This window comes from Phycisphaerales bacterium, from assembly GCA_016699835.1.
In the GTDB taxonomy this organism is placed as follows: domain Bacteria; phylum Planctomycetota; class Phycisphaerae; order Phycisphaerales; family UBA1924.
Genome location: CP064987.1, coordinates 1,789,394 through 1,813,282 on the forward strand (window position 1 = coordinate 1,789,394; position 23,889 = coordinate 1,813,282).

21 protein-coding genes are annotated in these 23,889 nt (G+C 64.4%); 8 read left to right on the plus strand and 13 right to left on the minus strand.

All coding sequences use genetic code 11. The features are described from left to right. Positions 1–258 precede the first annotated feature (258 nt). From IPK69_07470 to IPK69_07485, 4 genes are all read right to left on the minus strand, one after another. A complete protein-coding gene (locus IPK69_07470; GenBank protein QQS07850.1) occupies positions 259–1,389 on the minus strand; it encodes a hypothetical protein in 1,131 nt (376 codons plus the stop codon). Between the two features lie 51 nt (positions 1,390–1,440). Beyond that, positions 1,441–2,691, minus strand: coding sequence for a PDZ domain-containing protein (locus tag IPK69_07475; protein QQS07851.1), 1,251 nt, complete (start codon positions 2,689–2,691; stop codon positions 1,441–1,443). 123 nt (positions 2,692–2,814) lie between these two features. Further along, positions 2,815–3,513, minus strand: coding sequence for a hypothetical protein (locus tag IPK69_07480; GenBank protein ID QQS07852.1), 699 nt, complete (start codon positions 3,511–3,513; stop codon positions 2,815–2,817). A 149-nt stretch (positions 3,514–3,662) separates the two neighbouring features. Continuing rightward, on the minus strand, positions 3,663–4,307 hold the full coding sequence (locus IPK69_07485; GenBank protein ID QQS07853.1) for a sigma-70 family RNA polymerase sigma factor: 645 nt from the start codon (positions 4,305–4,307) through the stop codon (positions 3,663–3,665). 201 nt (positions 4,308–4,508) lie between these two features. Here IPK69_07485 and IPK69_07490 point away from each other — a divergent pair, with 201 nt between their 5' ends. Both IPK69_07490 and IPK69_07495 read left to right on the plus strand, forming a co-directional pair. Then, entirely contained in the window at positions 4,509–5,531 is a 1,023-nt protein-coding gene (locus IPK69_07490; GenBank protein QQS07854.1) for a preprotein translocase subunit TatC, read from the plus strand. A gap of 193 nt (positions 5,532–5,724) precedes the next feature. Continuing rightward, positions 5,725–6,177: a nucleoside deaminase gene (locus IPK69_07495; protein QQS10443.1), complete on the plus strand. Its 453-nt coding sequence runs from the start codon at positions 5,725–5,727 to the stop codon at positions 6,175–6,177. On the opposite strand, the gene IPK69_07500 is transcribed toward IPK69_07495, so the two are convergent. Both IPK69_07500 and IPK69_07505 read right to left on the minus strand, forming a co-directional pair. Continuing rightward, entirely contained in the window at positions 6,131–8,191 is a 2,061-nt protein-coding gene (locus IPK69_07500; GenBank protein ID QQS07855.1) for a S9 family peptidase, read from the minus strand. The genes IPK69_07495 and IPK69_07500 overlap by 47 nt on opposite strands. 32 nt (positions 8,192–8,223) lie before the next feature. Continuing rightward, the gene (locus tag IPK69_07505) at positions 8,224–8,478 is read right to left on the minus strand and encodes a hypothetical protein (GenBank protein QQS07856.1); all 255 of its coding nucleotides are present in this window, start codon (positions 8,476–8,478) and stop codon (positions 8,224–8,226) included. A gap of 30 nt (positions 8,479–8,508) precedes the next feature. Between IPK69_07505 and crcB the strand changes: the two genes are divergently transcribed. The 4 genes from crcB (at position 8,509) to IPK69_07525 (ending at position 11,698) form a co-directional block, all read left to right on the plus strand. Beyond that, the gene (gene crcB / locus IPK69_07510; GenBank protein ID QQS07857.1) at positions 8,509–8,898 is read left to right on the plus strand and encodes a fluoride efflux transporter CrcB; all 390 of its coding nucleotides are present in this window, start codon (positions 8,509–8,511) and stop codon (positions 8,896–8,898) included. An 18-nt stretch (positions 8,899–8,916) separates the two neighbouring features. Next, on the plus strand, positions 8,917–9,948 hold the full coding sequence (locus IPK69_07515; protein ID QQS07858.1) for an aldo/keto reductase: 1,032 nt from the start codon (positions 8,917–8,919) through the stop codon (positions 9,946–9,948). Positions 9,949–10,141: 193 nt separating this feature from the next. Next, the gene (locus IPK69_07520; protein QQS07859.1) at positions 10,142–10,624 is read left to right on the plus strand and encodes a hypothetical protein; all 483 of its coding nucleotides are present in this window, start codon (positions 10,142–10,144) and stop codon (positions 10,622–10,624) included. A gap of 114 nt (positions 10,625–10,738) precedes the next feature. Beyond that, entirely contained in the window at positions 10,739–11,698 is a 960-nt protein-coding gene (locus IPK69_07525; protein ID QQS07860.1) for a hypothetical protein, read from the plus strand. A 220-nt stretch (positions 11,699–11,918) separates the two neighbouring features. Here the strand turns inward: IPK69_07525 and IPK69_07530 are convergent, their stop codons facing one another. From IPK69_07530 to IPK69_07540, 3 genes are all read right to left on the minus strand, one after another. Beyond that, positions 11,919–12,227 carry a type II toxin-antitoxin system RelE/ParE family toxin gene (locus IPK69_07530; protein ID QQS07861.1) on the minus strand — a complete coding sequence of 103 codons (309 nt, stop codon included), beginning with the start codon at positions 12,225–12,227 and terminating at the stop codon, positions 11,919–11,921. Continuing rightward, a complete protein-coding gene (locus IPK69_07535; GenBank protein QQS07862.1) occupies positions 12,224–12,517 on the minus strand; it encodes a type II toxin-antitoxin system Phd/YefM family antitoxin in 294 nt (97 codons plus the stop codon). Before IPK69_07535 ends, IPK69_07530 begins: the two co-directional genes overlap by 4 nt. Before the next feature lie 164 nt (positions 12,518–12,681). Then, positions 12,682–14,208, minus strand: a complete 1,527-nt coding sequence (locus IPK69_07540) for a SpoVR family protein (protein QQS07863.1) — start codon at positions 14,206–14,208, stop codon at positions 12,682–12,684. Positions 14,209–14,434: 226 nt separating this feature from the next. Between IPK69_07540 and IPK69_07545 the strand changes: the two genes are divergently transcribed. Beyond that, a complete protein-coding gene (locus IPK69_07545) occupies positions 14,435–16,489 on the plus strand; it encodes a methyl-accepting chemotaxis protein (GenBank protein ID QQS07864.1) in 2,055 nt (684 codons plus the stop codon). 96 nt (positions 16,490–16,585) lie between these two features. On the opposite strand, the gene IPK69_07550 is transcribed toward IPK69_07545, so the two are convergent. Then, entirely contained in the window at positions 16,586–16,960 is a 375-nt protein-coding gene (locus tag IPK69_07550) for a DUF721 domain-containing protein (protein ID QQS07865.1), read from the minus strand. Positions 16,961–17,130: 170 nt separating this feature from the next. Between IPK69_07550 and IPK69_07555 the strand changes: the two genes are divergently transcribed. Continuing rightward, a complete protein-coding gene (locus IPK69_07555) occupies positions 17,131–18,267 on the plus strand; it encodes an ABC transporter ATP-binding protein (GenBank protein QQS07866.1) in 1,137 nt (378 codons plus the stop codon). A gap of 67 nt (positions 18,268–18,334) precedes the next feature. Here the strand turns inward: IPK69_07555 and IPK69_07560 are convergent, their stop codons facing one another. From IPK69_07560 to IPK69_07570, 3 genes are all read right to left on the minus strand, one after another. Next, a complete protein-coding gene (locus IPK69_07560) occupies positions 18,335–18,694 on the minus strand; it encodes a 4a-hydroxytetrahydrobiopterin dehydratase (protein ID QQS07867.1) in 360 nt (119 codons plus the stop codon). Beyond that, positions 18,695–21,436, minus strand: coding sequence for a DNA gyrase subunit A (gene gyrA, locus IPK69_07565; GenBank protein QQS07868.1), 2,742 nt, complete (start codon positions 21,434–21,436; stop codon positions 18,695–18,697). A gap of 155 nt (positions 21,437–21,591) precedes the next feature. Next, complete coding sequence (locus IPK69_07570) at positions 21,592–23,493, minus strand: hypothetical protein (protein ID QQS07869.1); 1,902 nt, start codon at positions 23,491–23,493, stop codon at positions 21,592–21,594. Positions 23,494–23,889 lie beyond the last annotated feature (396 nt).

Here is a 23,889-nt window from a genome sequence, read left to right on the forward strand (position 1 = left end):
GCGCACCTCGTGCGTCGTCGCGGCACCAGGAACAGACGGAATCTGGGAATCGCTCACGCCGGGCCTCCAATGCCGTTCGGTGCCCCCGCCACGCCCGTGACTCCGAGCACAACCAGGCGGCACACACAGATTCTAACGTCGGCATTCCGCCGCCGCGCATCGAGCCTTGCCGACCGCATTCCACCCCCAAAAACACACCCCGGCGCTCCAGAAGCGCCAGGGCGGTGCTAGGGGTCCTTCGTCTCTCACCGGCCCACGTCAGATGGGATCGCCCGGACGGTGCACAATCTCGTGCCCCTCCACGCCCATCATCTCCAGGATCTCCTCGGGGATCTCGTCGCTGAGCCCCTCCAACTCGATCTCAAATCGCTCACCATTGGTGTCCACGCCACCGACTCGTTGCCGTGCCTTCGGGGACGTCGGCCCGGGCGCGGGCTTCACACGCCGCTCCTCGAGCCGCAATCCATCCATCTCCCGGGGCGTCAACTCGCGCTTCTCGCCATCGGGCCCGATGATGAACCCGCGACGCTCCACCCGCACCTCCGGAGCCGAACCACGCGGCACCACCAAGGCCCTTCCCGGACCTTCACGATCCGGACCAGCCCGCATCACGCGCTCCTTCTTCGAGATCGCGTCAAGTTTCTTCTCAAGCCTTGCGATCTCCGCGTGGAGCGACGTGATCTTCGCCACGATCTCCTGCCGGGCCGCGTCCATCTCGCGCGATTCGGCCCGCTCCACCCGGCCAACCCCAGGCCAGCCAGTCTGTCCCGGCCGAGCCTCCAGTTCCATTCGCCTCCCGTCGGGACCGATCACAATCTGCTTCTTGAGCGTCTTCACCCGTGGCTTCCCAATGAACACGCCCTTGTCTCCCTCACGCAAGGAGAACATCTCAGGCTCAACACCCTTGAGCCGATCCACGAGCACATCAAGATCCGCGACCTCGCCGTCGAATGTCTCCACGAACTCTCCGAGCCGATCGGCATACAGGCGAACAAATGGATTCGTTTCTCTCTCGTCACCCTCCGCCCTCCCGCCATGCCGGAACACACGAACCTGCGGCTCACCAACCTCCCCCAGCATCAGCACGTTCCCCGAATCGTCCGTCCACGTCTCATCCGGCGGGCACGCCATCGCCGACCCCACGCCGATCGCCATCACGCCCACGAGTCCGCTCATCACCTTCTTCATCGCGTACTCCTTGTCATCTCTGGCGTCAGCCAGTCGGACACGCGCCGGCTCAGGGGTCAACGCCACACACGCCCGCCAGAGGCGGACGACACCATCCTGATGGTCGGTCCCGCCGAATCCCGTCACTCCGCCCACCATTTTTCCATTCCCCGTTACAAAGAGCCTTTTCAAAAAGCGGAACGGGCCGTATGGGGGTGGCATGCGGCCCGCTCCTTCGGAACATCCGTGGTCTCGCCAGCACAGCAGCGTGTCCTACTCCCGCGCGCCCTTCTTCTCCTGCTCGGCAAGCCGCTTCTCGATCGACGCCATCCGCTTCTCCAGCCGCTCCATCTGATCCGCGAGCCGGTCCAAAGAGCCCGCGAGCCGATTCGAGTCGTCCGCGACCATCCCCTCCGCGCCCGCCGCCGGCGCCGGAGCACGCATCACAAACACATCGCCATTCGGCCCGAGCAAGCGACGCATCGACTCGCTCATCTCGTCGCCAAACTCCGACCAGTCGGGACCCTTCTCCAAACTCTCGACGAGTTTCTGTCGCGCCTCTTCAAGAGCCTTCTTCGCCGCCTCGATCGTCTCGCCGGACTTGTTCCTTAGCGTGTCAAGGCTCTGGCTCTTCTTGATCTCCTCCATCGCCCGGTCCAGCGCCCTGAGTTGCTCATCGAACCACGCGCGATCCTTCCCCTCCGTCTTCGCCGAGAGCCTCGGCCTCGCCGGATTGAACTCCTTGGTCCACAACTTGTCGCGCGAGTACGCCTCAAGCCGCACCGTCAGGACTTTCGACTCTTCCCCACGAAGGACCCTCAGCGAAACATCATCCCCGGCGTCCTTCCCCTGAAGGATCTCCCGCATCTCCCCCTGGCTCGCCACACGCTGTCCGTCCACTGCCACCACCACGTCGCCGACCTTGAGCCCCGCCTTCGACGCCGGCAGCCCTTCCAGCACGCTGTCCACCACCACGCCCTCGCCCTCCGCCGGGTCACTCATCGTGATCCCCAGCATCGCCTTGGGCGGCTTCACCATCGCCAACTGATCCAGCGGCATCCAGTTCCCCTCGCCGCCGCGAGCCCCACCCGACATCCCGCCCGCAAAGGGCGCCGCGCCTCCCAATCGATCTAACCCCGCCACAACAGAAAACGACGCGATCTCCGCCCCGGATTCATCCAGAATCCGAACCCGATCGCCCTCGCGCTTGATCCGATCCGCGGGCACGGCCTTCCCATCCACCGTCGCCGTCGTCACGCCATCCTCGATCTTCAGCGTGACCTTCTTCCCGTTGATGTCCTGCACGAACATCATGCTCGAGCGCGACATCGAGTCACGCGACGACTCGCGCGCACCATCCCGTGCACCATGCAGCGGCTGATCGAACCCGCCCGACAACTTCGGCCCGCCGCTCGTGCCGCCCGCGGGCTCGCCCGCAGCCATCGCCATTCCCGCAGCGATTCCCACCGCCAACATCGCTGCCATCGCCTTCGACTTTATGCTCGTGTCCACCATCGCGCTCATCGAGATACTCCTTCGTCTTCCTTCGGCGTTCGTCCCAGCGTCTTTCACGCCTCACCCCGACCCCGCCATGGTGCGTTCAAACTGTCTCGTTCCGAATCCGATCCAACCACCACTCGCCCGTCCCTAGAGCGGCTGTTTCAGCGTGTCCAACCGCTTCGCCGAAGCCGGAGCCGTGTACCCCGCCGCCTCCAGCATCCCAGGCGCGATCGGCACGGGCAGCCGATGCCCCGCCTCGTCCCGAGAAAACCGGTACAGGTCATTCACCCGAGCCGACTCCACGATCTGCCGCACGAACACCACCCTATACCCCTCGTCCGTCGGCGTGCCATACACCAGCACCTTCGTCGGCATCTCCCCAAGCACCGTCCCCTCGTGCTGACCCTTCGACAGATACAAGTCCCGCGCCTGGTCCGCCGACACGCTCGTGTCCGTCGACAACCGATGGATCATCTCCGTCGGCGTAAGGCCCGCGGTCACCACTCCTCCCCCAGGCGACACCCCCGGCGTCCGATTCATCACCCCATTCGCCGCATACAGCGCCAGCCCGGCCGCCGCGACCCACCCCGTCCACGATGTCCAGCGCCGGCCCGCGGCCGAACCGCCACTCGCGTGCAACGCGTCCAACGGCAACTCGATCCCATCCGCTGCGGCGATCTCGCGACCCACCTGCTCGCTCAACAGCGCGTGGTCCCGCTGCGCCATCGCCACATCGCGCCACGTTGTCGGCTCCGCTGCCGCCGCGGCCTCCAGCGCCGCCCAGTCCGAGGCCGACGCCGCCCCATCCACCACTCGACTGATCAGAATGTCCACAGACTCGTTCATGATTCGCTTCGCTTCCCGTTCCACCCCAACCACCACACCATCCACTTCGACCGACCTACCCATCCTCGTGGGGCAGGCGGCCCGCCTGCCTCTACTTCCTCCTACTCCACGCTCATCCCGATGCGCCTGAAACCGAACTCCGTCACCACTCACCCCTCTCCCGCACCCAGTTTCTCGGACGCCGCCAACTCGCGCAACTGCCGTCGTGCCCGCGCAATCCGAGTCTCCACCGTCGTCTCGGGCAGTCCCAGAATCCGCCCGATCTCCCGGTACGACAGACCCTGCACCGCCTTCAAAAGCAACGGCTCGCGATACCCCTCCGCCAACTGCTGCGACAACTCCATCAATCGCCGACCCACCTGCTCATCCGCCAAGCGCTCCGGCGGCGGCGTCTGATCTGCGGTCAACCCCGTCGTCACTCCAGGACGGACCGTCTCGTCGTTCGCCGTCCCCGCGCTCTGACCCCGATGCTTCCCAGGCCGCGCCGCCGCCCTCGCCGCGTTCACCGCCACCGTCCGAAGCCACGGCCGGATCGCCGACGGATCGCGGATCTCCCCCACCTTCCGTACCAGCGACATCGCGACCTCTTGCAACAGGTCGTCCACATCCGCCCAACGCGGCTTGTGCGCCAACAGAATCGCCGCCACCCACCGCCGATGCTGACCCCACACCGCCTCCAACGCGCGGGCATCCCCCGCCACCGCCGCGGCAGCATGGATCTCCATCGACCCATCGCCTCCCAGCGACGCCGACTCACCCTCCGACGACATGTCCGGCTCACTTCGTCGTTTCACAGGCCTGTTCCGTCCCCATCAGGATGCCCCGCCCTCCAACCTCCGTCACCTCAACATTCCTTCGCCCTCATCCCCGCAAAATAACGCGCCAGTTCCAACCAAAACACGAATACGATCCGCCCTCACCAACCGTTCATACCTGCACCCAGAACCCATTCCTTATCGGCATCCCAAGCCCCACGCGACCTCCACCTTCTGCCCATGCCCCCCGCCACACGCACCAACTCCATGACCCTCGGCGAGCACCTCAATGAACTCCGCCGTCGTCTCATAGTCTCCATCCTCGGCCTCATCCCCATCCTCATCCTCGCGATGGTCTTTGGCCAGAAACTCCTCGCCCTCCTCCTCGCCCCTGCCCAGGAGGCCCTCCGCGAGCACAACTTCCCCGGCGCCCTCCAGACCACCAGCCCCCTCGAACTCTTCTTCACCTACTTCAACGTCAGCCTCATCGCCGCCGTCGTCGTCGGCAGCCCCTGGCTCCTCTTCCAACTCTGGCTCTTCGTCTCTCCAGGCCTCCACCACCACGAGCGCCGATACGTCTACTTCCTCATCCCTCTCTCCACCGCCCTCACCGCTCTGGGCATCCTCTTCCTCTTCAAGGTCATCCTCCCCTTTGCCATGACCTTCTTCGTCACCTTCGGCTCCGACATGGGCGCACGACACGCCACTACCGCCCCGCTCCCGCCCGGCATCGTCCTCCCCTCTATCCCCATCCTCGACGCCGATCCACCCGACCCACAGCCCGGCCAGCAATGGATCAACCGCCCCCTCACCGCCCTCCGCATCGCCTCCACAACCTCCGACGCCAAACCCGAGATCTACTCCGTCCCCCTCACACGCGAGGTCGGTGTCGTCCAGCAGTACCGTGTCGCCGAGTACATCCGACTCCTCCTCATGCTCTCCCTCGCCTTCGCCCTGGGGTTCCAACTCCCCGTCGTCATCCTCCTCCTCGGCTGGGCGCGCCTCATCAACATCGCGGCACTCAAGAAATACCGAAAGTACGCCCTCTTCGCCTGCGCCATCGTCGCCGCCTTCATCACGCCCGGCGATCCCACCTCCATGATCGCCATGTGGATCCCCCTCTATCTCCTCTACGAACTCGGCATCGCCCTCCTCCGCTTCTTCCCCGCCCACAAAGTCGCGGGCAAACCCGCACCCATCGACCGCATGCTCACCGCCGAACCCGAAGACATCCGCGAAAAATCAGACGCCGCCGACGAATAGCCGTGTCCGTTCCTACCCACCCTCGTGGCACAGGCGACTCGCCTGTGTCCTACTTCTCTTCTACATCTTCCATTTTCAAAGCCCCACAAACACCCTCTCCATGTCCCTCCTCTCCCGAATCTTCTCGCGACATTCCACCCCACCGCCCTCGCCGCGCCCGTCTCTCCCACCCACCGACACCGATCGCGCCATGATGGCCCGCGCCCTCACCCTCGCCCGCCACGCCGCGGCCCAGGGCGAGGTCCCCGTCGGCGCCATCCTCTACCAAACCTCAACATCCACCATCCTCGCCGAAGGCTTCAACCAGCGCGAAATGGACCATGATCCCTCCGCCCACGCCGAGCATCTCGCCATCGTCGCCGCCGCCAAAGCACAGCACGACTGGCGCCTCGAGGACACCACCCTCGTCGTCACCCTCGAGCCCTGCGCCATGTGCGCCGGCCTCATCGTCAACGCCCGCATCCCGCGCCTCGTCTTCGGCACGCGCGACCCCAAGGCCGGCATGGTCCGGTCCCTCGCCACCCTCTGCGACGACCCGCGCCTCAATCACCGCGCCGCCATCATCGAGGGCGTCATGCAGGACGAGTGCGCCAAAGTCCTCAGCGACTTCTTCCGCGCCCTTCGTGCCCGTCCACGATCGTCCTGAACAAGAACTTCGCCACCTCGCGCATGTACAACTCGCGATTGTCCAGTTTCGCGAACCCGTGCCCCTCATCGGGGAAGTACAACTCCACAGGCTCAAGCCCCCGACGCCGCAGCCCCACCGCCAACTGCATCGCCTCGCCCACAGGCACCCGCGGATCGTTCAGACCGTGCGCGATCATCATCGGCACGTTGATCTTGTCGATCTTGTGGATCGACGACACCGACTCCAGAAACTCCGGATCAGAGAGCGGCCCATACTCCACCTCCCGCAACTTCCGCCGATACCCGCTCGTCTGCTCCAAGAACGTCTTCAGGTTCACGATCCCCACCACGTCGATCCCCGCGCCGAACAACCGCTCCTTCCGCTCCCCCCGATCGACCGCCAACTGATCCTCAACGACGCACGCCACACTCATGAACCCGCCATACGACCCGCCATACGTCGCGATCCGCCCGGCCTGGGCATACCCCTGATCCACCAGCCACTTCGCCGCCGCCACGCCATCACGAACGCTGTCCCAGCGCCCCTTGTAATCGTCCATCATCAGGAACGCGCGCCCATACCCATCGCTCCCGCGCACGTTCGGCTGCATCACCCCGATCCCTTGCGACAGCAGATACTGGATCGTCGACGAGAACCCGGGCCGCGATTGCCCCTCCGGTCCGCCGTGATAGTTCACCACGAACGGAATCGGTGAACCCTTCTTCGCCCCCGCCGGCAGGAACACAAACGCCGGCACCTCCAACCCGTCAAAACTCGAGTACCGCACCAACTCCGCCAGCGGAAACTTTGAGAAGTCGATCCCCTGATCGTCCGATCGCGTCAACTCGCGCGCGGCACCAAGCACGCCATCCTCACCCACCGTCGCCATCGACGTCGTCCCCGGCGTGCGCGCGTTCGACAGCGACCAATACAAATCGCGCCCGCGGAACTTCACGCCAGAGACAACGCCCTTCTCCATCTCGGGCAGCCGAACCACCTCAAACCCAGGCAACCGATACACCGACAACTCCCCATACCCATCCACATTCGCCACCACCGCCAGGAGCGACCGATCGTCGTTCATCGTCGCCTCGTCCACCTGACGCCCCGCCAGCGCGGGGATCGCCAGCCGCAATGTTCCCGTGGCAAGATCGCGCACAAAGACCTGCTTGAGACCCTCCTCTGCGTCCGACGTCATCAGAACCTGCCGCTCACCCGGCATGTACCCGATCGGCTCCTGCGCCGCCGTCGGCGTCTTCTCGCCCACTTTGTCAGGCAGGATCGACAGGTCCCGCAACACCCCGCTCGCGACATCCAACTCCTGCACCACGCTGTGCGACGACGAGAAATACTGCATCACCAGCACCCGCGAACCATCGTCGCTCATGTCCGCCGCCACCCAGTACCCCGGCTTGCCGAGCAACTTCGTCCTCGTCCCCGCCTTCGTTGCGTCGCCATCCACAAAGTCGTAGCGATACAAATAGAAGTCGTTCGCGCTCTCGTCGTTCGCCGAGTACAAAAACCCGCTCGAGTCCTTCAGCCAGTGCATCGGCGTGAAGACGACCTTGTCCTGCTCCAGAATCGCCTTGACACTGGGCACGCGCCCGTCGCGATCCACCACGTACACCTGCGTGTTCTCGTTCCCGCCCACCGCCGCCGACGCCAGCATCACCTTCCCGTCGGGCGACAGCGAGTAACTGCTCGCCCCGTCCGCAAAGTCCGTCAGTGCGATCAGTTTCGATCCCGGCCCTGCCGTCGATCGACCCTTTTCCCCCGCGACGCGATACACCTGGAACACGCCATTCGGCCAATCGCGCACATACAGCGATCCATCCGCCCCCACCGTCGCCGCGCCCGGCGTCCGAATCCGTAAATACCGCGCAAGCAACTCCAGATCAGGCCCGCCAGCCGCCACCTCGGCCTCAACACCACGACCACCCGGCGCACCCGCCTCTCCCCACGAAACCGTTGGCGTCAAAGCGCCAGCCACCATCGCCAACACCAACGCGCCAACGCCCAGTGTCCGATTCATGCTCCACTCCTTCGTTCTTTCGCGCCCGCGCGTCACCGCCACACGTTCGCCAGCACCAGGATCACAAACGCCACCACCAGCACCACGATCACCGCGACGTGCCACCCCTTCGGCCCGCCGCGCCGATCCCGCGCCATCAGTGCGTGGCCGCACTTCCAGCACACCGCCACATCGTCATAGATCTCCGCCTGGCAACTCGGACACGAGCGCGTCACATCCCCGAACCGCTCCAGATCCGCCTCGGTCGGCCCGTCATCGATCTCCACCTGTCCGCGTCGTTTCGCCACGCGCCATCCTATTCTCAAACCGTGTCACACGTGCTCCCCGCCATCCTCGTCGGCCTCGGCGGCGGCACCGGCGCCATCGCGCGATACCTCGTCGGACTCGCCTCCCTCAAACTCCTGGGCGACCGATTCCCCTTCGCCACGCTCTTCGTGAATGTCCTCGGCTGCCTCCTCATCGGCGCCCTCATCTCCGCCTGGACCGGAGGCACAGGCGAGGCCCGCTCGCCTCACGAGCACGTCAGACTCCTCCTCGTCACCGGGCTCCTCGGCGGGTTCACCACCTTCTCCGCCTTCGGCCTCGAGACCTTCACCCTCTACAAACAACACCATCTCGCCCTCGCCGCGCTCAACATCATGCTCAACATCGTCCTCGGTATCGCCGCCGTCGCCCTCGGCATCAAACTCGGCCGAACCGTCGCCTGAACACCCCACGAGAAGCCCATGCGATACCGCCCCATCCCCCGCACCTCTCTCAAACTCTCCGAGATCGGCTTCGGCTGTTGGACCATGGGCGGACCCAACTGGTCAGTCTCCAACGGCCAGCCCATCGGCTGGGCCGACGTCAAGGAAGACGACATCCTCCAGGGCATCAAGACCGGCATCGACGCCGGCGTCAACCACTGGGACAACGCCGACATCTATGGCAACGGCAAGGCCGAAAGACTCCTCGCCCAGTCCCTCCACAAACTCGGCATCAAACGCGACACCCAGATCCTCGCCACCAAAGTCGGCCACTTCAAAGGCACCGCCCCCTACGCCTACGAACCACAGCACATCCGCCACCAGTGCGAGCAGTCACTCAAAAACCTCCAGACCGACCACGTCGATCTCTACTACTTCCACCATGGCACGTTCACAGGCCCCGACTACAACAACCAGACCCACGATTACCTCCACGAAGCGGCAGACACCATGCACGCCCTCGTCAAGGAAGGCAAGGTCGTCGCCATAGGCCAATCCGCCTACACCGACGAAGACTTCGAGCGCGTCGTCCCCGTCCTCAGGCCCCACATCCTCCAGAACAAGGCCAACCTCCGCTACGACGACTTCCTCCGCCCGGGCTCACGTCTCCAATCCCTCATGAAGACCCACGTCTGCGCCTTCGTCGCCTTCGGCCCCCTCGACCAGGGAATCCTCCTCGACAAGTTCGATCCCGCCAATCCCCCCAAGTTCGACGAAGGCGACTATCGCGCCAATCGAAAGGACTTCAACCCCAACACTCTCTGGGCCGTCCGCGAGAAACTCGCCAAGGCCCTCGCCCACTTCAATAAGGACAAACTCACCGCCGAGGACCGCGTCCGCGCCCTCGCCTCCATCGCACAGCGTTGGCTCCTCGCTCACGATCACGTCTGCTCCGTCATCCCCGGCTTCCGCAACGCACGACAAGCCGCCTGCAACGTCGCTGCCGCAAACGACACACCGATGTCCACCAACGACGTCGCCTGGCTCCGCGACCTCTTCAAACCCGTGTAACAACCGCAATGTGTGATCTCACACGCTGACGCGCGCCCCCGCGCCGTCACGCATGCATCCTTGACCGATCCACACGCCGGATCGGCCACACGCCACGACGGAGTCCTTGGCACTCCCGCATCGCCCGCGTGCACGCGAGCCTTGTCCCAACCACCACCACCCCGTTTCACCCCACGCGCCAAGGAGGCACGCCATGCTGTCCCCACGCCCACATCACCGCAAAGCACTCACCCTCCTCGAACTCCTCGTCGCCGTCGCCACCATGGCCCTCCTCACCGGCATCTCCGCCCCGGCCCTCTCCGGCGCCTGGCGCGTCACCAAACGCACCGCCTGTGCCGCCAACCTCCGCTCCATCGCCCTCGCCACGGTCGCCCTCGCCGATCAGCAACGCCAACTCCCCTTCGCCCCAGTCGGCACGCCCATCAACGACATCTCCACCAACCCCAGACTGTGGACGTGCCCCACAGACCACCTCGACCCGGCCAAAAACGAGACCTCCTACCTCTACGCCGTCGGCGACGGCCTGCCACGAGACCCCGCCGCCGCCATCCCCCTCCTCCGCCGCGAATACCACTTCCTCGCCGCAAACCCGACATTGGGCCTCTTCAAGGAACGCGAGCACCCCAAGTTCCACGCCCTCAACGTTGGTTTCGATGCCGTCGTCCGATCCCAATAAACGCGCAACTATCTACAAAATAGCGATTTATAATATTGTTGTACCAAACCAACTCGTCAAGTCAACTTGATAAGGGATAAAATGATCGTCATATCTCTTTTCAAGGAGAACTCGATGAGTCGTTCAACCCTTCTCGCCGCCATCGCGGCACTCGCCCTTGTCCCCACCGCCTTCGCCCAGGAAGTCGCCACAACCCCCACCAAGGCCCATTTCGCCCTCGGCGATCAATCCTGGTTCGGCGAGGACGACCCAAACTCCGAAGGCTTCATCACCGGCCTCCGCGGCTTCAGCCACTTCTACGAGCCCATCGGCAATCCCATCTACTTCGAATCCCCCTTCAACTACACCGGCGCCCGATTCATCTACCTCCACCACTCCTTCGCCGATGACAGCCAACTCGCCGGCGGCGAACTCAGCGTTTACGCACTCCAACTCCGACTCGCCATCAACGAACGCCTCGGCTTCATCGCCACCAAGGACGGCTACAGCGACCTCAAGGCCGACGCCCTCCCCAACGACAAGGGTTGGAACGACCTCGCCGCAGGACTCAAGTACGTCTTCTACGTCGATCGCGAGAACGACACCGTCGCCACCGCCGGATTCCGATACATGGTCGACTCCGGCGATGAGGAAGTCCTCCAGGGCGGCGTCGGTGAGTTCAGCCCCTTCATCTCCGCCGCCATGGGCTTCGATGAACTCCACCTCATCGGCTCCGCCTCACTCCGCGTCCCCATGGACAGCGACGACGGCAACACCATCTTCCAGTGGAGTTTCCACGCCGACTACGAGGTCAGCCCCGAGTCCATGCCCGGATTTGCCCCCGTCTTCGAACTCCATGGCCTCCACTACCTCGACGACGGCGCCCGCACGCCCCTCTCCGTCGGCGGCCTCGACTACACCAACCTCGGCTCCACCGACGTCGCCGGATCCACCGTCATCTGGGCCGGACTCGGCGCCCGCTACAAACTCAACCCCAACATGCAACTCGGCCTCGACTACGAACTCCCCCTCACCAACCGCAACGCCGACATCTTCGGCGATCGCATCACCTTCGATCTCCACATCATGTACTGATCCGAACGCTCCCGCTAGGGGCTGCGAAACTCCGTAAGCGAGCGATACGAGCACTCGATTCCACAATCATTTCACGCCCAGGGGCAGGCCACTCGCCTGCCCCTTTTCTCTTCACCCCGCAGTCACGATCAACAACAACTTTGGCACGACGCACATTGTCGATCCTGCACGGACTCCTTGACTCACCAAATCCCGGAGAACGACCGCCCCATCCACCCTCTCAGGAAAGAGGGCGCTGCCGCCCATGCCTAAAGGCGACAATCTCAACGGCATGCTCGATATCGTCGATGCGATAGAAAATCGCATCGTCGCCATGGTTGACGCGCCGCACCTCATGCCCCTTCGCCAACGACACCGCATCCGCAACAGGAAAGCGATGTGGTATCTCGCCCAACGAATGGACCACGCCAAGCAGACTCTCAAACCACGCCCCAATCCGATCGGGGGAAACACCCGCGTGCAAGAAGTAGACAATCTGCGCATCGATCGCACCAAGCACTTCGGGCGAGATTGCGACGCGATACGTCATGACGTGATGTTCAGGCCATGCTTCTTCGCAAGTTCGAGCAACGCCCCACGCGCCTCAACTCCCTTACCCGCCCTGAACTCGGCCTCGCTCAGACCGATCATCGCCAGAGTCTCACCAAGGTCGGCACGATCGGCCAACTCGTCAAAGGCCTTCGCGCTCAGCACCACCGCCTCCGCCACCCCATCGCTCGTCACATACAAAAGCCGGCCCGTCTCCTTCACATGGTTCAGGTGATCCCGAAGATTCTGCCGCAACTCCGTGAAGTTCGTGATGTCGCTCGTCCGAGTCATACAACTCCAATCGTCACGATGTACAACAAACTGTATGTACAATATCCTGTACAGTTCGATCTTTGTCAACAACGTGTTGTTTTATCGGACGTAATGGATGTGGGGTGGGGAGGAACCGCCCGAATCCCGGCCCCACCACGCGCCTTCACCCGACTTCCGCACACTCACTCCACCATCGACGCCGGCGGCGGGGTCTCATCCCCGATCCGCTCGCGTTTCACTTTGTCATCCTCCGACTCCAGCGACAACAGGCACATCTCCTCGTTGATCCGCGCCTGCAGATGCACCGGCCGCCCCCAGAGTCGCCGCAGGTGCCGCAGCACCTCGCTCGCCTTCTGCCCCTCCACCTCCAGCCCGCTGAACTTGTTCGCCAGGTACAACTCCCCGCGGTTCAGATAGTTCGCGTCCACCACATACACCATCGGCTGCCCCATGTTCGTCAGGTGGTGCAACAGCGTCATCTTCACGCGCTTGAAATCCCGCGACACCACCTTCACCTCGCCCGTGTTCGGGTCCATCCGGTGCTGGTACATCTTGTGCCGCTCGACAAACTCCTCCGTCAGAAACTCATCAATGAACGAGACGTCGTTGTAGATCCGGCGCACCTCAAAGATCTTCTCCCGCCCCATCATGCTCCGGTCGTCGTGCTTCTCCCGCGCCCCCATGCTCTCCAGGCTCTCCCACCGTGGGCCGTGCTGACCCTTGTCCCACCTTCGCTCGATGTCCTTGAAGATCTCCAGCCCGATCTTGTACGGATTGAACCCGCCCGGCGGCATGTGCACCACGCCCGAGTGCTGATCCGCATAGTGCACGATCTCCTTCGATTCGAGAAAGTGCCGCGTCATCAACTTGCTGTGCCAATACGTCGCCCACCCCTCGTTCATCACCTTCGTCATCCCCTGCGGCGCGTAGTAGTACGCCTCATCGCGCACGATCGACAGCACATCCTGCTGCCACTCCTCGAGAGGCGCGTGCCGCAGCAGAAACAGCAGCACATCCCGCGTCGCCCGCCTCGGGAATCGCCCCCGCTCGCTCCGCCGCGCCTCCTCGTGCTCCTCACGCTGCCGCGCCATCTCCTCCCGCGGATTGATGTACCGGTCCATGTAGTCCTTCGCCGGCAGACGCTGGGGCGAGAACTCCTCATTCGCGCCATCGCCACCCTCCCTCGCCACAAACATCGAGTGCGGATCGATCAGGTGCTCCAGAGACAAGCACGAATCAATGAACCGCTCCACCCGCTCCTGACCCTGCCGCTCGATGTGCCGACGAACCCGCGTCGCGTGGTTCGCCATCTGGTCCATCATTTTCCGGTCCGTCTTGCTGAACCACAGATTGTTCTTGAAGAAGTCCGCGTGCCCGTACACGTGCGCCATCACCAGTTTCTGATCCGTGACGCTGTTGCTCTCCTGCAGATACGCGTAGCACGGGTCGTTGTTGATCACCATCTCATAGATGCGCCCAAGCCCATACGCGTCGCGCTTGCTCAGCCGCTCATACTCCATCCCCCACCGCCAGTGCGGATACCGCACCGGAAAACCCCCATACGCCGCGATCTGGTTCATCGTCTCGAAGTCCAGAACCTCGAAGACGACCTCATAGAAGTCCAGCCCGTACTCGATCGCCTTGGCCTTGATGGCCTTCATGTGCTCGAGCAACTCAGGCGACAGATCCGTGTTCGGCAGCCCCGTCATACCACACTTATCGGCCGCACACCCCCTCCGGTTCGCCCCAATCTCATCGCCATAACCACAACTTCCTCGCCGCCCCCGCCCGTGATCCACACAAACGTCCCGTCCACCCACCCGGGGCGGGACATCTCCTAAACCAATCCGCCAGCGTGTCCGATTCCCTCCGCGCCTCGTTCCACAGCCGAAGAGGCCAGCCGTTCCCCGTCTCCAAGATTGGACACGCTCACCCATGAAGGTCAAGACCAAACTCCTCGTCGTCATGCTCGCCGCCGGGCTTCTCCCCGTCATCACCCTCTCGGGCATCCTCTGGAACCAACAATCCTCCAGACTCGTCGAGGACCAGGGCCACAGCCTCCAGACCGCCGCCCACAACATCCTCGACAAGATCGAGCGAAACCTCTTCGAACGCTACGGCGACGTCCAGGCCTTCGGATACAACGCCGTCGTCCTCGACCAGGACCACTGGTACCAGCCCGGCGACACCAACCCCATCGTCCAGTCCATGGACCGCTATGTCGCCGCATACGGCGTCTACGCCGCCACAATCCTCGTCGACACCGACGGCAAGGTCATCGCCGTCAACTCCAAAGACGCCTCGGGCAAGCCCCTCAACACCGACATCTTCTACAACAAGTCCTTCAAGCACGAGTCCTGGTTCCAGGACGCCACCAGCAACCGATTCCTCGCCTCCAACCAACTCACCGGCACCGTCGTGACTGACCTCCACGTCGACGACCTCGTCAAGCAGGCCTGTGGCGAAGACGGCCTCGTCCTCGGCTTCACCGCCCCCGTCACCGACTCCACCGGCACCACCGTCGCCGTCTGGCACAACGTCGCCCGCTGGGCTCTCGTCGAGGAACTCCTCGCCTCCGAATACGACGCGCTCAGCAAGGAAGGCCACAACAGCGCCGAGATCACACTCATCGACTACCAGGGCCGCATCCTTGCCGATTGCGATCCCGCCCACGCAGGATCCGTCAACCGCGACCTCACCAACGTCATCCTCCGTGAGAATCTCATCACCCAATCCAACGAGGCGGCCAAGAACGCCATCGCGGGCAACGACGGATTCCTCGAAACCACACACCACCGCCTCAAAACCCCGCAACTCACCGGCTACGCCCAGAGCGAAGGCGCCCTCGGCTACCCAGGCCTCAAGTGGTCCCTCCTCGTCAGCATCGACAAGGCCGAAGTCTTGTCCGACCTGAGCCAGGCACGCAATCAGGCCATCCTCGTCCTCCTCGCCGCAGGCGCCATCGTCGCCGTCGGCGCCTGGATCTTCGCACGCCAACTCACACGACCCATCCACGCCATGATCGCACGCCTCAAGGACATCGCCCAGGGCGAAGGCGACCTCACCCAGCGCGTCGACGACTCCCGAAAGGACGAGTTCGGTGAACTCGGTACCTGGTTCAACACCTTCGTCACCAACATCCGCGACGTCATCAAGGAAGTCGCCACCTCCGCCAACAGCGTCGCCGCCGCCTCCACCCAGATCGCCGCCTCCAGCGAGGAAATGTCCGCAGGCATCAACGAGCAGCGAAATCAGGTCTCCCAGATCGCCGCCGCCACAGGCGAGATGTCCTCCTCCGTCGTCGAGGTCGCTCGCCAGGCCTCCGACCTCCTCCAGAGCGCCCACAACGCCGGCAAGACCGCCGAGGCCGGCGGCGAGATCGTCTCCCAATCCATCGCCGGCATGCACGACATCAACCAGGCCGTCGCCTCCTCCGCCGATATCGTCCTCGATCTCGGCAAACGCGGCGAGCAGATCGGCAACATCGTCCAGACCATCAACGAGATCGCCGACCAGACCAACCTCCTCGCCCTCAACGCCGCCATCGAGGCCGCCCGCGCCGGCGAGCACGGCCGGGGCTTCGCCGTCGTCGCCGACGAGGTCCGCAAACTCGCCGACCGCACCACCAAAGCCACCGATGAGATCGCCGAATCCATCCGCACCATCCGCGATCAGACCGCCAAGGCCGTCTCCCACATGGAAGTCGGAACCCGGCGCGTCAAAGACGGCGTCTCCCAATCCGAGAAAGCCGGCCAGAGCCTCTCCGCGATCGTGGACAACACCAGGCACCTCGCCTCGCTCGTCCAGTCCATCGCCGCCGCCGCCGAACAGCAAGGCTCCGCCGCCGAGGAAATCAGCCGCAACATCGAGGGCGTCAGTTCCGTCTCCGCCCAGACCTCCCAGGGCGCATCCGAAGCCTCCCACGCCGCCCAGGACCTCTCCATGAAGGCCGAATCACTCAACCGGCTCGTCACCAGATTCAAACTCTGATTCAAAGCTCAACACAACCACGCCAAGGCACGGGCCAAATACCCGTGCCTTTCTCATTGAACTTAGCACATCACGCACGAGCGCCATCGCCAGCCGTCACACCACCCTGATCCGCTTCACCGTCGCCCCGCACGCCCGCTTGAGCACCGTCTCCCCGCCGCTCCTCAGCCACACACTCACCGCGCTCCGCGTCGACGAATCCTCCGCCCGAATCGTCAGCACCCCCGCGCGCAGCCCCTCAGGCCGAGCCCGCTCACAGATCGCCCGAGGCACATTCTCCTCCCACGCCCGCTCCACGCCCCCCACCGCCCGCGACACGCGCTTCACACTCCCCACCAATCGCTCGACCTCACGACCAACACCAACATCCTTCTCCGCTCGAACCCGATACCCGCGCACCCGTTCCACCGCCGCCAACCCGGGCATCAATCCCGGCGTCACACGCCCACACTTCGCGCCGCCTCGCTCCATGTCCTCATCCTACCCAGTCTCGTGGGGCAGGCGGCCCGCCTGCCTCTCCTTCTCCTACTCCTACTTCACGCCTCACAAAAGAGGGCATCCCACCTCTCTTCTCCTTCTTCCTCTTCATCATCCCCTCACACAACCCAATCCCACCCCCACGCGCGTACATTTCGCCTGTCATGTCCACAACCATCCGCATCCACTCCCTCACCAAGTCCTTCCCCGCCCCATCCGGCGGCACAACCACCGCCGTCGACCACGCCTCCCTCACCATCAACCCCGGCGAACTCTTCTTCCTCCTCGGCCCCAGCGGCTGCGGCAAAACCACACTCCTCCGAATGATCGCAGGCTTCATCGACCCAACCTCCGGCACCATCACCTTCGAAGACGCCAAAGGCACACGCGACGTCACCCACCTCGCCCCAAACCTCCGAAACACCGGCATGGTCTTCCAGTCCTACGCCCTCTGGCCACACATGACCGTCGAAGCCAACGTCGCCTTCGGTCTCAACATCCGCAAAACCCCATCCGACGAGAAAAAACAACGCGTCGCCGAGGCCCTCAAGGCCGTCCAGATGGACCCCTACGCCACACGCAAGCCCAACCAACTCTCCGGTGGCCAACAACAACGCGTCGCCCTCGCCCGCGCCCTCGTCATCCGCCCCAGCGTCCTCCTCCTCGACGAGCCCCTCTCCAACCTCGACGCCAAACTCCGAAACGACCTCCGCGCCGAGATCCGAAAAATCTGCAAGGCCTCAGGCATCACCACCGTCTACGTCACCCACGACCAGAAAGAAGCCCTCAGCATGGCCGACCGCATCGCCGTCATGCGCAGCGGCTCCATCGTCCAGATCGGCTCTCCCACCGACATGTACCGAAAGCCCGCCTCGCGCTTCGTCGCCGAGTTCCTGGGCGAGACCAATCTCTTCGCCGCCACCATCGCCGAGATCAAGCCCGCAAACGCCACCAGCCCAAGACTCGTCCGCCTCACCACTCCCGCCGGCGAACTCCTCTCCACACACACCGAGCACGCGCAATCACCAGGCACAAAGGTCACCCTCTCCATCCGCCCCGAAACCATCCAACTCTCGCGCGACGCCCACACGCCCTCAACCACCAACAGCCTCAAAGCCACCATCGAGGACACCACTTTCCTCGGAGAAACCGCCCAGCACACCGCCGCACTCGCCGACGGCACCCACCTCCGACTCGCCACCCTCCACCCCCTCGCCAACGCCAACCTCGATACAGGCCACAAAGCCACACTCACCATCAGCCCCGACGACGTCGTCGTCCTGCCGCAAGATACAAACTGATGCCTCCCCATGTGGCCCGCCTCTCCGAGGCGGGTCTCATGATGGCACCGATCTACAGAGCGGTGGCTTACTCAGGCAGAACTCGCGCCAACTCATCCGCCCGCCGTGCCAGTTCAAAGTCCTTCGCCGAGATCCCCCCCGCGTCGTGCGTCGTCAGCGTCAGCGTCACCTTGTTCCAACGGATCAGGATGTCCGGGTGGTGCTGGGCCGCTTCCGCCGCCTCCGCCACGCTGTTCACGAACTTGATCGACGCGACAAAGTCCTTGAACGCGTACGTGCGCTGGATCCCCCCGCCCGCCTCCGACCACTCGGGCACGCCCTCCAGGTTCTTCTGGATCTCCTCAGGCGTGAACTTCACAGGCCCCGCCGCCTCGCGAGCCGCGGCCTTCGCCTTCTTCCCAACTGCCGGTGTCGTGGGCTTGCTCATCTACGCCTCCGTGGGTTCCGCGCCGTCCTCGTCCTGCTCGGCCACCGGGGCCGCCGACACCACACTATCCCCTTCGTGCAGCGAGGCAACCCGCACCCCCTGCGTTCCACGCCCGCACTCGCGGATGCTCCCCGCCGGCACACGCACCAACTGCCCGCCCTTGGTGATCACCACGACATCCTCATTCTCAAACACACCGAGCGACGCCACGCTCCGTCCATTACGCTCGCTCGTGTCGATGTCCAGGCGGCCCTTCCCGCCCCGCGACTGGCTCCGAGGCTTGCCCGTCTCCGGATGCACACGATACTCGTCGATCGCCGTGCGCTTGCCATAGCCGTGCTCCGTGATCGTGAGCAGCGCCATCTCCGGCCTCACCGTCATCAAGTCTCCATCCGCGTCGGGTGACATCTCCACGCGAACCACCCCGATCACCTCGTCGCCGTCGCCCAGGTCGATCCCCTTCACCCCCGCCGCCGATCGTCCCATGAGCCGTGCATCCTGCTCATTGAACCGGATCGCCATGCCTCCGGCCGTGATCAGCAGCAGGTCGTCGTTCCCGCTCGTCAGCGTCACGCCAAGCAGCGCATCGTCCTCCTTCAGCCCCACCGCGATGATGCCCGCTTTGTTGACGTTGCGATACTCCTTGAGGGCCGTCCGCTTCACGATCCCCTGTCGCGACACGAACGTCAGGTAGTTGCTCCCCTCCTCAAAGTTCTTGATCGCCAGGTACGCCCGCGTCTTCTCCCCCTCGCGAAGGTCCACGAGGTTCACCATCGCGCGCCCCTTGCTCGTCCGCGACATCTCGGGCACCTCAAAGACCTTGATCTTGAAGACCCGCCCCGTGTTCGTGAAGCACAGCAGATCGTCGTGCGTGCTCGCCACGAACAGGTGCTCGACGAAATCGTCCTCCTTCGAGTCCGACGCGCGGATCCCCTTCCCGCCTCGCCCCTGCTGCCGATACGTCCCGATCGGCACGCGCTTGGCATACCCCGCGTGGCTGATCGTCAGCGCGACCTCCTCCACCGGGATCAACTCCGCGATGTTCACGTCCGCCCCGCCGTCCTCGATCGCCGTCAGCCGGGGCGACGAGAACCGCGCCCGCATCTCCTCGCAGTCCGCCTTGATCATCGACAGCACGCGCCCATGATCCGCGAGGATCGACTCATAGTCCTCGATCTCACGCACTTTCTCCGCATACTCAGCCACCAGCCGATCGATCTCGAGCGCCACCAACTGGATCAGCCGCATCGACCCGATCGCCTCGGCCTGCACCCGCGTCAACCGGATCGTGTACGCCCCACTCTTCTCCTTCTCGATGTTCCCGCTCCCCTCGCCCAATGTCCCCCAGCGATGCATCGGCAGCCCCGAGAGGTCCGCCTGTCCGGGCCGGATGAAATACTTCCCGGCCATCAACTTCTGGATCGCTTCCTCGCGCGTCGAACTGCTCCGGATCAACTTCACGATCTCATCAATATTCGCGACGGCAAAGATCATCGCCTCGAGCAGGTGCGCCCGCTTCTTCGCCTCGCGCATCAAAAACGCCGTGCGCCGACGGATCACGTCCACCCGGTGCTCGACATAGCAGTCGATCATCTCTCGCAAACTCAGCGTCTGGGGCCGGCGCTTCACCAGCGCGATATTCAAAATCGAGAACGTCTGCTGCAGAGGCGTGTACTCGTACAACTGCTTCTCGACCACCGCCGGATCCACGCCGCGCTTCAGTTCGATCACGATCCGCGTCTGCGCCTCGCGCCCGGACTCGTTCCGCACGTCTGACACGTCCGCAAGCTTGTCCTCCTTCACCGCGTCCACGATCGATTCCACCAGGGTCCTCTGCCCCAGCATGTACGGGATCGAATCGATCACGATCTGCTTGCGCTCGCTCTTCCCGGACCCCGGCACATCCTCGACGTGCACGCTCCCGCGCACCGTCACCTTGCCGCGCCCCGATGAGTACGCCTCCACGATCCCCCGCCGACCGAAGATCGTCCCGCCCGTCGGGAAATCGGGCCCGATCACGCCGCGACGCACGATCTTCCCGTCCACCACCTCATCCGTCATCAACTCCGCCAGCGTGATCGAGGGCCTCTCGATCACCCGCACGATCGCGTCCAGGATCTCCGTCGGGTTGTGCGGCGCCAGGCTCGTCGCCATCCCCACCGCGATCCCCACACCGCCGTTGATCAAAAGATTCGGCAACTTCCCGGGAAGAACCGTCGGCTCCTCGCGCGTGTCGTCGTAGTTCGGCACGAAGTCAACCGTGTCGAGTTCCATATCCCCCAGCATGTCCACCGCCGCGTGCGTCAGCCGCGCCTCGGTGTACCGCATCGCCGCCGGTGGATCCGGATCAATCGACCCGAAGTTCCCCTGCGGATCAATCAGCGGCACGCGCATCCGCCAGTCCTGCGCCATGTTCACCAGCGTCGGATAGATCACGCTCTCGCCGTGCGGGTGGTAATCGCCCGACGTGTTCCCGCAGATCTTCGCGCACTTGCGGTGCTGCCGACCCGGCCGAAGGCTCAGGTCGTTCATCGACACCAGGATCCGCCGCTGGCTGGGCTTGAGACCGTCACGAACATCGGGCAGCGCCCGGTCCATGATCGTGCTCATCGCATACGTGAGATAACTGTCCTGCAACTCACGCTGGATGTCGTGGTCGATCACGTTCCCGTGATTCACCCCCCCACCCCCGGCCCCGCCCTCGCCGCCGTCAATCCCACCAGTCTGGTCGATGTCGCTCATGGATGCTCGTTTCTGCCTGGCACACGGAAACACCGGGAATCAAGCCTCGAAATGGGCCCGCTCCGGCGCTCCGCAATCATAGGTTTCCCACCCTCGCGTGGCCCAAATCCACAGAACTTTCCATCCCCCAACGCGCCCCCAAAAACACCTGAAAATCAGGGGCGTTCCGCTCCCGTCGCATCTTCACCGCGACCATCCGTCGGCGTGTCCGGCGGCGCCGCCCACTCATCCAGCACGCGCACCGACTCGCACACCGCGATCAGCCCCATCGCCGACGCCTCGATCGACTGCCTCGGGTCCCACGTCGCCGCCCGGATCCCCCACCGCGCCCGCTCGACATCCACGAACAACGCCCCGCTCGCCTCGTCCGCCGCCAACTGGCGTGCGAACCGCAACGCCGAGAGCAGCCGCGACAACTCGGGCAGACGCTCCTCCTCGTCCGTCAATCGCCGATCACCAAGCATCGCCGCCAGAAACGACACGCCGCGCATCGAGTTCCACGTCGGCCTCGTCCCCACCACGCCCCCATCGAACATGAATCCGCCGGCAAAGTCCGGATCCGCGCCCGCCACGACATCCGGCACCTGCCGCGATTCCACCAGCATCCGCTCGTTCCGAAGCGCCTCCGCCGAACCAATCGCCGCATCGCCCGAAGCCGCGATCTCCGCCCACACGATCCAGGGCATGTGCGCCACCAGGCTCTTCCCCTCAAGGCTCTCGCGCAGAACCGACGAAACCATCGGCCGGAGAGACTCCCGTCCCGCCCCCTCGCGCACGCCACGCAACACAAGCGAATACGCCGCCAGCCCTCGCGCCGAACCCGGCACTCCCTCTCCCCAGCCGTGCTCCGCCGAGAACGTTCCCGCCAAGGCCGCCCCCACGCGAGTGACCACCGCTGCCGCAGGCTTCCCCTTCCACTCACCCCCCGCTTCCCCCGACAGCATCACCTCCTCATACGCCAGCGTCAGCATCGCGGCATCGATCGCCTTGATCGACTCTCCATGCCCAAAGTCGGCATAGAGCGTCGTCGTCAGCCGCCGAGCCATCTCACGCGCTGAATCTCGAGACTCTGCCGACAACGACGACACCCGGCTCATCCGCGCCAGCGCCACCGCCGCCAACGCCCGAGGCACGGCCTCCTCCGAATCCTCGGCCATCCGCGTCGTCGGCCATTCCATCCGAACGATCGATCCGCCGCCAATCCCACCGGTCTGACACCGCCGCTCGATGTGCTTGCCAAGCCCCTCGGCAAACGCGCGCAGCATCGCCCCGTCGATCCGCGACTTCGAGATCACCTCCGATCCGCGATACAGCACCAGAGGGCGAGCCCCGCCACGCGCCTGCACCAGATGGATCGTCCGGAACTTCCAGAATCGAATCCCCGTCCGATGCGCGATGTCGCCCGGCTGTCCCACCGCCGCCGTCGCATCCCCCGAAGCCCGTGAGATCGCCGCCTGCAAACCCCACGATGGAGACGCCCCGCTGATCAGCATCTCGCTCGGAAACGTCGCCGCCCGCTTCGTCTCGCCATCCTTCCCCTCGAGCGTCGCCTCAACGCCATCAAGCCCGGGCGAGAGATCCGCATCCAGCGACTCATACGTCCCAGGAGAGATCGGCACGCGATCCCCCGCCAACTCCACGCTCACCGCCAGCATCGGCAACCACTCGCGACGATGCTCCGCCGCCAGCGCGTCGTTCGCCACGGGCAACTTCAGCATCGCCCCCTCGATCGCCGCACGAGCCGCACGCACCACGCCGCACTCGCCGCCAACCTCCTCAACCTCCGCCCCGCGCCCGACAATCGATCCATCCAGACGGATCATCACGCACGCCCCACCCACGCTCCGAATCGCCGCCGGCACCTCCACCCCCTCCGCGACCGCGCCCGCCCGAACCCACGACTCCACCAACTCAAACGCACGCAGCCCCACATCGAGCGAAGGCACGCCGCCCACGACCCCGTCGACCACGGCGCCATCCTCGTGCGCAACGCCCGGCACCACCTCCTGTCCAGAGGCCACACCACACCCCACGCCGCACCCAAGCGCCAGAGCCATGAGTCCGAGAATCGATCGACGCGCGTTGTGACTCTTCACTCGTGTTGCTCCCTCGCGACGCCAGATGCTGCCCCAAGGCATCACCTAGCCCTCGCCCATTCCGGCTTGAAAGCCCGAGAACTCGGCCCAAACCCCGTTCCAGGCCGTTTCACGCCGGTTTCACGCCATCTCGCCCCCACAAGGCGACCAAGTGTGGTATGCTGGCATGCCGGTTGATTCTCTCCCCGCCATATCCAGAAACTCGAAAGGCGGACAGAAACAATGAAGATCCTGATGAACGTCACCGAAACCCACCGTCGCGTCGCCCTCCTCTGCCTCATCTCCTTCTTCGCCATGTGCTGAACCAGGTGGCACAACTCCAGAGTGGTGTCCGACTCCCCAAGGTGGCACGGCTCT